Below are 12,310 nucleotides of genomic sequence, written 5' to 3'. Positions count from 1 at the left end.
GTGTGCTGCCGCCTTCTAGTTGCCGGGGACGTGCACGATGGCGACCTGACCGGCGGCCGCCGCGGAGGCGAGCGCGGCCGCGTCGGCCTGGTCGACGAGGACAGTGAGCGAGAGATTGCCGGTGCTCACGGTCGCGTCGCTGTCGTCGCTGACGCCGCTGACCCGGGCGGTGTCGACCAGCGCGCCGCCGGAGGAGGACGAGCTGCCGGATCCGGAGCCCGCGCTGTCGGAGTTGCCCGAGCCGTTGGTGCCCACGCGGTAGGCGGACACGACGTCACCGGGCTTGATGTCCGCCGGGTACTGGCCCTCCTTGAGGGAGAGACCGACGGCGGCCTTCCCGGCGGGCAGTTCGGTCTTCTTGCCGAACATCTGCCCCATGACGACGGTGTCCTTGTAGATCGTCGTCCTGGCCTTCAGGGTCTTGAGCGTGTCCAGCTGCGTCCACTTGACGTAGTTGATGCTGTCATCGGCGGCGACCATCACGGAGGTCACGTCGCTGTCGTCGACGGACTCTCCGGCCTGGATCTCCTTGGTGACCTTGACGACCTCGATCCGGTCCCCCGCCTGCAGCACGAGCATGGTGGCACCCAGCGCGCCGACCAGAATCAGCAGCACGGCCAGCGCGGCCAGCGCCGGTTTGCGCTCGCGGGGCGGGGTGGGAAGCCGGTCACCGACCGACGGCTGAGCCGGAGCGGCGGAACGACCCGCGCCCGCCCCCGTACGCTCTTGGATCTTCACGCAACCGCTCCCCGTACACCCAAGATAAGTCCGTCACTTTGCTTGTGAATCAGGACACTTCATCCGCGTCCGCCCGTGCGGCGACGCACCGGACGCGCCGGACGTACCCGACCGACCTGGGCGAATGGCCAGCGCAGCGGCGAGTGTCAAGCCATCGCACCGTATCAGCCGCACATAAGCCCCTCAAGGTGCGTCCGGCCTCACCGACCTCAGGTTACGTGGCGTTATCCGTCTGCAACTTCTAGGCCCCGCAACCCCGTTGCGAACACATCCCGCCACGACGAACCGCCTGTGCGCCAGCGAATCGGCGACAGGCCCAACAGGCCGCCGCCGACCGGGCGTTCGTCACGCGCCGACCATCATGCCTGCACGTTTCACTCACGAAACCGCGCGGTCGCTTGCCGCGATCTTCGCTCGAACCGGTGACGGGGACCCTCCGCGACGTACGACACCCTCGGCAGGGGGAAAGTGCCCTTACCGAATGCACTGGTCGCGGGACCGCAGCGCGACGGCATCCTGGGCGAACCCCCGGCCGACCCCGGCCCGGGCACCACCGCACCACTCGTTTCGCACCAGCGAACCCCCAGTAAAGTGCCGCGCGTGACAGCGATCGGAACCACGGGGGTTCTACCGATGCGAGCAGTCATACGGCTCCTCATCGCCCTGACCGCCCTCTGCGCCACCGCGGCCGCGACCGCGCCCCCGGCCCGGGCCACGGAGCCGGCCCCCCAGGCCGCCTACCTCGCCGACCGCCTCCGCGACAACCCGGTCCACGTCACGGACCAACTCCCCCGCGAGGTCCCCAAGTCCATGGCCCCGGCCTTCGCGAAGCTCGCCCAGCGCACCGGCGTCCCGACGTACGTCCTGGTCCTGCCCGCCATGAGCGCCCTGCACGGCGAGGAACTCCTCGGCGCGGTCCACGACCGCCTGAACCGGGACGGCCTGTACGTCCTCCTCGACGAGTCGACGGTCACGGACGCCACCGCGTACGGCGTGCGGGCCCCGGCCGAGGACGCGGCAGACGCCGCCATGTACGGACTCCCCGTCGACGCCGGTCCCCTGCGCAGCTTCGAACGCTTCGTGGAGGTCGTCGCACAGGGCAAGGCCGAGGCCGCCGCACGAGCGGCGGCGGCCCGCGAGAACCTGCTCGACGAGGCCCCCGCAAACCTGTACATCGGCCCGTCCGACCGCGAGAACCAGTCGTTCGTGACGGGCATCCTGCTCACCGGCGTACCCCTGCTGGTTCTGCTCGTGATCAGGCACGCCCGACGGTACGTACGTCACCGGCGGGACCGCCTGCCCGGCGCCGAACCCCCCGCGACGACCAGCCGTCTCGCCCGGCTGGTCCCGCCCCTCGTCGCACTCGCCACGGCCACCGCGGTCGCCGTCACGGCCTCCCTGGTCTGCGACCAGGCAAGGTCGAGCGCGTCTCCCCCGCCCACGCCCGCCGACCTGTCGGCCCGCGTGGAGCGGGTCGCGGCGGGCCTGCGGACGGACCCCGTCTACCAGGACCCGGAGAGCCCGCGCGCCCTGGACCCACGCCAACTCGCCCGCCTGCACGACCGCATCCGGACCTTCGCCCGCTCGGAAGCCGGGGGCCCGGTCTACGTCACGCTCGTCCCCCAGACCCCCGAGAGCGAGTCGGCCGGCGACTCCCACCTCTTCGCCGCCGCGGTGCACGCCAAGCTGCGCAGGGACGGCGTGTACGTCGTCGCCGACCCGGACGACGGCTTCATCGACGTCTACACCTACGGCCTGCGCCTCGACTCCGACCACCTGATGTTCGGTCTGCCGGACTCCCTCGCCTACGGCGACGAGAAGGCGGACGACGCCGACGACCACCTGCTGGGCGAGCGCCTCGACGCCCTGATGACCTTCCTCGACAAGACCCCGCGCACGGACCGCCCCCAGAGCGTGTCCGCCCCCGCGCACGCCCCCGACGCGGCGCAGGAGGACGCCCTGCCCCCGCTGTTCTCGGGCGACTTCTGGCCGGGCCTGTTCGTGGGCGCCTTCCTGGTCCTCGTCCTCACCGGCGTACTGACCGTCGTACGAAGGTCCGCCACCGCGCTGTTCCGGCGCCGCACCCCCGAACCCGCCCACCAACTGCACCTCACGGCCCCCACCGAACCGTCGACGGCCTACCTGCGCCGTACGGCCCGCACCGAACTCAGGGCACTGGCCAAGAACGCGTCGGCAGCCCACGCCGACCCCCGCGCCTCGGACTGCCTGGACGCGGCCCTGCTCCTCGCCGGCGGCGCCCCCGACGGCGTCCGCGCCCGCGGACTGGACCCGGCGACCCTGGTCGCCGTGATCGTCCTGGCCCGCGCGGGCCGCGCGGCACTCGCCGGGGACCCGGACGACCTGTACTGCGGCGTGAACCCCCTGCACGGCCCAGCCGTCGCCCGCCACCACGTACGCGTGGCCCCCAAGAGCCAGAGCAGACGCCTCCTCCCCGTCTGCGCCCCCTGCCGCACCGCGGCCATCGCCACCCCCCGCTCCGTCCCCGACACCATCCTGAAGCTGCCCGACCCGGCCGCCGGCAACACCCGCGTCCCGTACACCACACTGGACGGCCCGCTGAGGGCTGTACCGAGTGGGATTTCGCGGCTCATCGAGAAGGTGAGGGATGGGGTGAGCGTCCATTAGGGCGACGCGCCAGACCTGTCAGTCTGGCCGCATTCATCCTGACGCCCCCGCAGCACCGTGTCGGCCCAGCGATAGCGAAGCGGGAACCATCGACGCGACAGCCTTGGAGGCCAGTCCTGACCCCCGCCCGAGGCGTCGCCCGTTTGACTGCGATCAGGACACGGCACAGAGCAACAGGAGCACCATAAGTGCACGATTGCCCCTGTCTCAAGGCAGTTCGTTCTGGGGGAACCGGGAATCTCCTCGCACTGGCAGAACCGGCAACCTCACCCATAGCGTCGATGCCCTCGACTGCACTTCTGTCTCACGGGGAGTCACTGTGAAGCGCCGCCCATTGCCCGCCGCTGCCGCGTTGGTGGCGACGGCAGCACTGCTGTTGACGGCCTGCGGTAGCGGGGACGGCAACTCCAGCGACAACGACAAGATCGCCGGGGCCAGTCAAGACTCGGAGACTGCGAAGGAGTCGACGGAGCCCTCGGCCGGGCAGGCGGAGGACAAACCAGACGGCGTGGACGTATCCCTGCCCAAGGATATGAACCTGGTCTTCGATTGGGAGAAGCCGAAGGACAAGAACGAAGCGGCTGCCATGGACGACGCCGCGAACTTCATCCGTTCCATCTACCGGGGCGTTGACCAGCGCACAACCGAGGACGCTTCTCTGGTCGCATATGCGATAGGCGATGGACTGAAGTACGCGAAGACGCAGATCGAGGCAAGACTGAAAGGCGGCTGGACGGCCACGGGCACCCGTCGCCACTATCAGGCCACTACCCGGTCCGCGTCGAACGGCAACTCGGTGGAGGTCGCGTTCTGCGTGGACTCGACCAAGTTCTACTCCGAAGAGGTGAAGACGGGGAAGGTCATGAAGGGCACACCCAGCATCTCGGACTTCGACTACTTCCGGCTCATCATGGTCAAGCTCCCTACCGGAGACGATCCGTGGCAGGCCTCCAAGGTGTACGTCGAGGGCAAGGCGGCGAAGTGCCGGTGAACAGGCCACGGCGTACGGCCCTGAGCACCTGCGCGGCTGGCCTCACGTTGGCGTTGGGCGCCCTGGCCCTCACCCAACCGGCCTACGCCGGAGAGCAGCCGAGCAACACCCAGGGCTCCAACACTGAGCAGTCGGGCGGCAACGACGACACCGGCATCTACGCCGCCGCACGCATTCAGTACTCGGAGCCGTCACCAAGGACGGCAGCACCGGAAACGTGCCGTCCGCCGACGTCAACTGGACGCCACCACCCTGCTGGTACGCCCCCTACCTCGGCGCCAAGGACTTCAAGAAGAAGATGTCCAATCCAAGAACCACACCGATTGGTTCACTGCCCTTGACATGCCCCTCGTCTCAACGGGAGCTGCCCGTGCATCGCCGTTGTTTGCCCATTGCTGTCGCGCTCGCCGCAACCGCAATACTGCTGTCGGCATGTGGCGGCTGGGGCGACTCGTCACGAGGCAACGACAAGATCACAGGGGCTGATGAGGGCGACACGAAGGACACCGTCTCGCCGAGTGCCAGTGCCTCCGGCTCGGCGAAGCGCCCGACGATCACGCTGCCGAGCGACGTCAAGAACGTTTTCGAGAACTGGAAGACCGGAGATGCGACCAAGGACGCCCTGATGTCAGACGTCCAGGAACGGATCAACGCCACCGACGCCGCGATCACGGACGCCGACCCCGGCTCCGCAGCCCTTACGTTCTACTACCGAGGCGAGGCCCTCGCGGGAGCCGCCGAGTGGGTTCAGGGATATGTGGACGACGGCAAGTCGATCACAGGAACCGTGCGCTTCTACAAGCCGGATCTGCTGATGGTCGACAAGAACACAGCCGCCCTGGCCTACTGCGCGGACGAGAGCCGGGCCTTCGACAAGGACCGGAAGTCCAACACCGTTGAGAAAACCCCCGTGACCAAGAACTCGTACGTCGCCTACAACACGCGCCTGCAGAAGAACGAGCTGGGTGTCTGGCAGACCACGAGGCTGCTCTCAGTGAGGAGGAACGGGAAGTGCACGCCGTGAGATCGCGGATAGGATGATACTCGCCGGACTGACGGTCGCCGCCTTGGCGCTCTCTCCCGCCACCGCGTTCACGGAGCGGGGCGGGTAGCGGTGGTCCAAGACGCGCGACGGCCGGTCCAGGGGCAGTCTGGTCACCCGGCATACGGTCGCACGGCGGCTGCGACATCGCGGGAACCACCACTACGGCAGACCTCCGCCACCGTCATAGCCATGAAGTGATCGTCGACGACACAAAGCACATCCGGAGCACACCGAGGTGCTTGACGGTCTCCGAACGCCAGTGCTCACCCTAGGTACGCCTGTCAGGAGTGCGCCGGCCACTACCCGCATCACGCCGGTGCACGCCACTCCACGAGCGATTCCCCCACCGCTCCAGCCTCATGCCCGTCCACAACATCGACCTCGCGGGCAAGGGGTCTCATGACCGCGGCGACAACATGATCCTGGTTCGGCGGACACGACGAGCCGTTGCCTTGCGCGTCGGCGTTTCCGCCATGCGTCTGCCCAACTGCGTGCCGCTATAGCCAGCCTAGCCTCAGGAAGACAGCCAGCCCCGGACATCGGAGCGTCCAAGGGCTGTCACCTGCTACGGCAGGATTCGGACGCAATCGCCCCTGAGATGAGTCCCCTTCGCCCGAAATACCCCTGTCCGCAGGGAACTTCGCTCTGGCGAAATCGGCACCTACCTCGATACCGTCAGTACTCTTGACGGAACTCATGTCTCACGGGGAGCCAACTGTGAAGCGCCGACCTTTGCCCGCGGCTGCCGCGCTCGTCGCGACAGCCGCCCTGCTACTGACAGCCTGCGGCAGCGGGAAGGACAGTTCGAAGGCCGACGATAAAATCGCAGGCGCCGACACAGGTGGGTCCACTCCTTCAGTTTCGCCAAGCACATCGCAAGGCAGCATCAAGGGCCCCGACATTGCTCTCCCCGAGGACGTCAAGGAGACGTTCGAGGGATGGAAGACCGGGGACGCAACCAAGGACGCGATCCTGGCGGATGCAGGGCGAGCCCAGACGGCGGTGACGTACGCCGTGACGCAGGGCGATCCGGACTCTCCGGCCCTGAGCTTTTACCAAGCGGGCACCGCCCTCGCCGGCAGCCAGGACTGGGTCAAAGAAATTGTGGATGCCGGACTCACCTTCTATGGGTCGGTCCGCTACTACGCGCCCAACATCAGGGTCTTTGATAGCAAGTCGGCGGGCGTCTCGTACTGCGCCGACGAAAGCAAGGCGTTCAATAAGGACAGAAAGACCAACAAGGTCGACAAGACTCCAGTGACCGACGATTCGTACGTGCTGTATAGCACGCGCCTGGAAAAGAACAGCGAGGGAGTCTGGCAGACGACGAAGCTGGAGTCGGATCGGGGGAACAAGACGTGCCTTCAGTGAGAATTCCGCGGCGGTGGCTCATCGCGGGGGTGACTGGGAGCGTACTTACTCTGATTCCGGGCACCGCGTTTGCCGGATGGGGCACACCTGGGAAGTCGAACGGTCAGAAGACGGAAGCAAGCGGCGGCCAGAACGGCACCAGCATCGTCTCCAAGGTCACCTTCCGCGGTTCCACCTCTGGCAGGAAGGGTGGCGGCACGGGCAGCCTTCGCCCAGTGGGCAACTGGGCGCCGCCGGCCTGTTGGTACGAGCCTCGTAGCGCTGAAGAATTCGCCAACTACGTAGAAGACATGTACAACGAGACGGTCAACATGCCCGGGCAGCACAGTTACGCCAAGGCCTCCGTCGGCGAGTTCCGCGACACATACAAAGATGGCGACTACAAAAACTACAACCTCGACAAGAAGGACGAAGGAAGTTGGTGGGTGGCCGTCCGCGACGAGAACCGCTGGATGGATCCGGAAGCACAAGCGTGCGACAAACAACCCTTCTGGGTGGAGGACGGCGACACACCGCCTGTCGACAACGCGCTCACACCTCAACTGCTCGCCGAACTCGCCTACAACCGCATCCAGTTGCCCACCACCGAGGTAACACTCGCCCCGGAAGCCACCACCAAGGTCAACCTTCCGACCTGGGCCTGGCTGGACAAAGCTAAGTTCAAGGAAGTATCGGTGACAGCGGCGCTTAACGCGGGCGGCCTTAACATCCAAGCCACCACCACCGCCAAGCCGATCTCGCTCAAGCTGGAACCAGGCACTAAGGACGCCCGGACCTACCCAGCCTCAGGGGAATGCACGATCAACGACGATGGTTCAATTGGCGAGCCTTACGTCAAAGGCAAGGCCCAACTGATCCCGCCCTGCGGCATCCAGTACCTGCGCTCGTCCGGCGGCGACACCTTCAAACTGCAGGCCACGATCACTTGGGAGATCACATGGGCAGGCACAGGTGGCGCCGCAGGCAAACTACCCAACGGCGCATTCGGCAACGACCAGGACGTTGCCGTGCAAGAGGTACAGGCCATTAATCGATGACGGGGTGACCACAGACCGATGAGACCCTAGTGCGGGAGAGTTAAACAACGTCATGGCAGGCGACTCCGACCTCGTAGTCAACGTCGATCTACTTGTAAAGTCAGAATCCCGGTTGAAGAGCATTCATAAAGAGCTCAAGAACCTCAGCCACCGAAAAGATAGCATGCACCCCTATTGGGGTAGTGGGGAAATATCGGACGCCATGGGCGAGTTCGTCGACAACTGGGACGATCATCGCAGTGCGTTGCTCAAGAACTTGGAAAGCGTCGGTGGACTCGTGAAGTCCACAATCGATGCATTTACCGGCGCAGATAAGCAGCTGGCCGATGAGCTCCGAAAGGCCAGGAAGAAGAAGTGACAGGGTCTTCCAAGCCTCGCCCGCGTGACTGGCATCCGCTCGCCGACTCCGATCCCGTACCAGGCGACCCTGAGGAAATTCGCCGCGAAGTACGCCACATGAAGTCCGTAGCCGCTTCACTTCGCGACCAGGCGCGAATGCTACGGGGAATCGGTAACGACAACGAACTCAAGGGAAAATACGCTGCCAAGCTCAAGGAAGAATCCGGCCAGCTCGAAAAGCGCCTAGGACAGGTAGCAGATCGATACGAGCGAGTCCACGGACACCTGACCAATTGGGCGAATGATCTGGAGGACTTCCAAACCCGAGCCGATAGGGTACTGTCCAACGCAAAGAGGGAACAGGAGAACCTTGAGGCAGAGAAGGCCAAGAAAGCGCCTGGAGACGGTACCACGTCTCAGCCCTCGGCAGGCGGCACGGCGGGCGATCCGCTACGTGAATTTCGAGATCAGTTGGATCGCATCAGAGGCGAACGTGATGAACGGGCTCGCCATCACGCCGACAAGATCCGCGACCAGTTGGATGATGCCATTGAAGACAGCTGGTGGGACGACTTCAAGGGATGGATTCATGACAACATTGACACGATCAAAATCGTGCTGGACGCCTTGGGCTGGGCAGCAACGATCATCGGTGTCATTGCGCTATTCATTCCGGGATTGAACGTCTTGGCCATCACACTTGGCGCCATCATCCTTGGCGCGAGATCGCTCCTGGCAGCAGCGGGCGAAGCAAGTTGGATGGAAGTAGCCATGGATTCAATTGGCCTCCTCACCATGGGCGCCGGACGAGCCGGCCTAACGATGCTGAAGGGGGCCAACACCGCGACGAAAGCGGCAGCTATCACCGTCCGTACCTCCCGTGCCAGGGCTGGACTGGCCGCTCACAGGTCGATGATGAATTCGCTTCAAAGAGCCATCGCGAACACGGCCGACGAAGGCGCGAAGAAGTTCTATAAGGATCTCCTCACCTACACTCGTAAGAAAATCTCAGGTGAGGCTGGGCGTGTGACGAAGGAACTTCCCGAGGTTAGTCCCGCATCTCGTTGGGCCCACCTCGGTGACGATGAGCTTGCAGCTCATGCAGCTCAGTTTTCCAAAAACAATGCCGCCTTCCCTGAGGCGACTGTTGGGAATACCGCCAAAGCTCGAGCGGGATATGGTATTGCGCTGGCTTCCATTTATGCTGGAGCCGGAGCCGACGCTACGGACAAGATATTCGGTCAGAGCGATGCCTGGAGTGCTGCCTCCGAGACAACGGGCGGAGTCATCCCAGATAAGTGGTCAAGCGACGGCTATAATGACTGGAAAGAAAATACATGGAAAGCACCTATCGGCTCTTCGTGGTAGATGTCCGGAAATGGAGTTGACGATCGCGTGACACCGCACGGGAAAATGTCCGGTTCGCTGATCGAACGGCTAGGCGGCGGGGTCGTGGCACTTGCTCGGCTGTGCATTATCGTGCCGCTTGCTTACCTCTTCGTCTATGCCGGTGGCGCCTTCCTAATCCCTCGGGAACTAGGTCCCGCATGGGTGTGGCTCCAGCGCGGCGTTGTCTCAGCTGCCATCGTGTGCCTACTCGTCATTTTCGCCCAGCATCCGCGGACTGGGCACCGCCCCGCTGGCCTGACACACTCAATGGTCATGTCCTTCACACTGGTACTTCCCTCGATCGTCACCAGTTACTGGGTGGGGGTTTTCGGGGCGTTCGTTACGCCACTACTGGTGCTTGGCTCCGTAATATGGGAAAGGATCTCACGTGTCCCAAACCGGTGAATCCGAAGCCGCACCCCCTACCGGTTACACGCTCGTGCCACCACCTGGCTGGAATCGAATCCCGCTGCGGGAGGGAACGAGTGAAGTGATCAAGCGCATCGTGGATGGCTCCCTGGACGAGTTGCCAGCGGGAGTCCCTCGGGATGACCTCATCAAAGCGCGCTTGGAGCTCGTCAAACGGCTCAAGAGGGTCGCTCGGCAAGCCCGCGAAGCGCATGCCATGGACCTGTATCTGCCAGTTGAGCGCATTGATGGCATGGCTCTTGCAGCCTCGTTTATCGTCTCCGAGCCCCTCGCTGTGCCGACAGCTGGATTGGGCTCTGGTCCAAATCTAAGGTCTCTACGTCCGCAAGCCTCGCACAGTGACGAAGTCATGATTGATGGCGCAGTGGGGTTCCGGATGGACGGTGTGGGTGAAGCAGATCCCAACAGAGAAGTCGATTTCCCTTCACGGCGGGTCGAGTACATTCTCCAGATCCCGAATTCCATCCCAGAGAAATGGGTAGCTATTTCCTTCAGCACCATCGCAGACGGACAGCCAGACAGCGAAATGGCGGACATTCTCGTCGACCTTTTCGATGCCGTCATGACGACTTTTCGATGGAGCCACCCATGAAGCTTGTTGACACAGATTCAGAGACTCTCCAGTGGTTTCCAACACTCATGCATTGGGGCAGCAATGAGGAGCGCGAAGAGTGGGCCGAACTTTGCGCTCTTTCCGTATTGCATGCGCACGAAGAGAGGCCCAAGCGGCGTAGAGTCAAGGCACTTCGGCAACAACTTGCTTCATTTGTCGCCAGATTTCCTGAGCTAACACCTGCGGATCAGGCGTTCCTGTTTATCCCTGATCCCGACCAAGCCCCCGTCCCATCCTTCATTTTCATGGCAGATATTGTTGGGGAGCGGGACTCTACCTTGCGGCAGATCGTGCAGGCTGACGCACCAAGTTTGCTGGGCCCTGTGGAAGTAGACCCGTTCGTCACCGAACACTTGGGCCAGGGGTTGCGGTCAACTCGCTACTGGTCGACCGTCGATGACCTGCTCCAGGCTACCGTCCGATATGGCTGGCGGGTTGACGAGGCCGGCGTTGATATTTGCTTTTACATGGTATGGAACGATCCTGGCCGCATGGCTGTCTATGCAGATGCTGTGGATGATTTCGCGAGGAGTCTGTGGATACGCCATGTCGAATCCACATAGCGGGGCAATATGCTACCCGCCTAGAGCGCTGCAGTCAGCGTTGCCTGCAAGCGGCCCTTCTACGTAGCAATGCTGTGCACGATCCGACAACCCAGAACGCCCCACGATTCCCCACGCGGAAGCGGCGGTCGGATCCCTTGCAACCAGCATGATCGGCCTATCTAGCCACCAGTCGTTACCTCTCCCGAGGACACACCGCTCGCCCCTCATACGCCCAAGCCACCCTTACCGGTGAACGGCTTGGATCTCACGCACGGGGCAGGTCGCTGCCAATGCCTCCTGTTCGTCGCCAAGTGCTCTCCCACGTCCAGGTCACCTTCAACGGGTACGAGCTGCCATCCGACGACCCCGGTACGTCACCCCACAGGGCGGCGTCTCGTCGGCCTTGCCGTTGACGTAGCGGCTCACCGATCGAACCGTCGGCGCTATGCACGCACTCGCCCAACGAAGGTATGTGGGTCGGCCGTGCAGGGTTCCATGTGCATGCTCATCTGCTTTGGCGGTCGTGGTTGCCCGGAGGCCAGTACCGGACAGACGCAATGCCGGAGACGGGATTGGCGGGGGATGCATAGAACGAGGTGGCCCCACCGCGGGAACGCCCAAGGCAACCGCGGTCACGGGACGCCCGCCGGCCGTGGGTGCGGCGCGGCACCTGCCCGCAGATGCCGCGCCGTCCCCCTGCACAGCCGCCGAGGCTTACTTGCTCCGAGCCTGCTTGGCCAGCTCCTCGTCGATCTGCTCGAACTTGTCCGCCGCCATGGTCAGGTAGTCCCCCATGCCGTCCAGACCGTCCAGCGTGTCCTTCGTGCCCCGTACGAACTCGTCGAAGTTCTCGTCGAACGCCTTCGACGAACTCTTCGTCACGTAGCCGGAGTTCACCAGGTTGTTGATGTACTTGCGGAGCGCCTCCAGCTTCTCCTGGAGCTTCTCCTTCTCCTTCACGACATGCTTGGCCGCATCCCGCATGTCCTGATATGTGATGTCAAGGTCCTTGGCCATGAAGCCGCTCCCTCTCAACACGCCGCAGGGCCAACCCCCGTGGCTCCCTGTCCATACGAGGCAGCAGCTTACGGGGGTGAACTGGGGTGTCACATACCGGCTTTGTGAACAAGGCGTCGGGAGCTCGTGCGCACGCCGTTGCCATCGGGA

Annotated in this window: 11 protein-coding genes; 9 read left to right on the top strand and 2 right to left on the bottom strand. The window is 64.0% G+C overall.

Annotation, left to right across the window (positions count from 1 at the left end):
• Positions 1-15: 15 nt before the first annotated feature.
• Positions 16-738 (bottom strand): hypothetical protein, encoded by a 723-nt coding sequence (locus tag AB0K80_RS04285; RefSeq protein WP_365665635.1) that lies wholly within the window; start codon positions 736-738, stop codon positions 16-18.
• Between the two features lie 633 nt (positions 739-1,371).
• Between AB0K80_RS04285 and AB0K80_RS04280 the strand changes: the two genes are divergently transcribed.
• The 9 genes from AB0K80_RS04280 (at position 1,372) to AB0K80_RS04240 (ending at position 11,161) form a co-directional block, all read left to right on the top strand.
• Positions 1,372-3,384 carry a hypothetical protein gene (locus AB0K80_RS04280; RefSeq protein WP_365665633.1) on the top strand — a complete coding sequence of 671 codons (2,013 nt, stop codon included), beginning with the start codon at positions 1,372-1,374 and terminating at the stop codon, positions 3,382-3,384.
• 319 nt (positions 3,385-3,703) lie between these two features.
• Positions 3,704-4,375 carry a hypothetical protein gene (locus AB0K80_RS04275; RefSeq protein WP_365665632.1) on the top strand — a complete coding sequence of 224 codons (672 nt, stop codon included), beginning with the start codon at positions 3,704-3,706 and terminating at the stop codon, positions 4,373-4,375.
• A gap of 385 nt (positions 4,376-4,760) precedes the next feature.
• Positions 4,761-5,399 carry a hypothetical protein gene (locus tag AB0K80_RS04270; RefSeq protein ID WP_365665630.1) on the top strand — a complete coding sequence of 213 codons (639 nt, stop codon included), beginning with the start codon at positions 4,761-4,763 and terminating at the stop codon, positions 5,397-5,399.
• A gap of 738 nt (positions 5,400-6,137) precedes the next feature.
• The gene (locus AB0K80_RS04265; protein ID WP_365665628.1) at positions 6,138-6,791 is read left to right on the top strand and encodes a hypothetical protein; all 654 of its coding nucleotides are present in this window, start codon (positions 6,138-6,140) and stop codon (positions 6,789-6,791) included.
• A 29-nt stretch (positions 6,792-6,820) separates the two neighbouring features.
• Positions 6,821-7,828 carry a hypothetical protein gene (locus tag AB0K80_RS04260; protein ID WP_365665626.1) on the top strand — a complete coding sequence of 336 codons (1,008 nt, stop codon included), beginning with the start codon at positions 6,821-6,823 and terminating at the stop codon, positions 7,826-7,828.
• Between the two features lie 52 nt (positions 7,829-7,880).
• Complete coding sequence (locus tag AB0K80_RS04255) at positions 7,881-8,186, top strand: hypothetical protein (protein ID WP_365665625.1); 306 nt, start codon at positions 7,881-7,883, stop codon at positions 8,184-8,186.
• Positions 8,183-9,535: a hypothetical protein gene (locus AB0K80_RS04250; RefSeq protein ID WP_365665623.1), complete on the top strand. Its 1,353-nt coding sequence runs from the start codon at positions 8,183-8,185 to the stop codon at positions 9,533-9,535. Before AB0K80_RS04255 ends, AB0K80_RS04250 begins: the two co-directional genes overlap by 4 nt.
• Before the next feature lie 511 nt (positions 9,536-10,046).
• Positions 10,047-10,577, top strand: a complete 531-nt coding sequence (locus AB0K80_RS04245) for a hypothetical protein (RefSeq protein ID WP_365665621.1) — start codon at positions 10,047-10,049, stop codon at positions 10,575-10,577.
• On the top strand, positions 10,574-11,161 hold the full coding sequence (locus AB0K80_RS04240; protein ID WP_365665619.1) for a hypothetical protein: 588 nt from the start codon (positions 10,574-10,576) through the stop codon (positions 11,159-11,161). Before AB0K80_RS04245 ends, AB0K80_RS04240 begins: the two co-directional genes overlap by 4 nt.
• 696 nt (positions 11,162-11,857) lie before the next feature.
• Here the strand turns inward: AB0K80_RS04240 and AB0K80_RS04235 are convergent.
• On the bottom strand, positions 11,858-12,160 hold the full coding sequence (locus tag AB0K80_RS04235; RefSeq protein WP_365665617.1) for a WXG100 family type VII secretion target: 303 nt from the start codon (positions 12,158-12,160) through the stop codon (positions 11,858-11,860).
• Positions 12,161-12,310: the final 150 nt, after the last annotated feature.

The sequence above is a fragment of the Streptomyces sp. NPDC052682 genome (assembly GCF_040678435.1).
In the GTDB taxonomy this organism is placed as follows: domain Bacteria; phylum Actinomycetota; class Actinomycetes; order Streptomycetales; family Streptomycetaceae; genus Streptomyces.
This window is presented reverse-complemented; position numbering and strand designations above follow the sequence as displayed.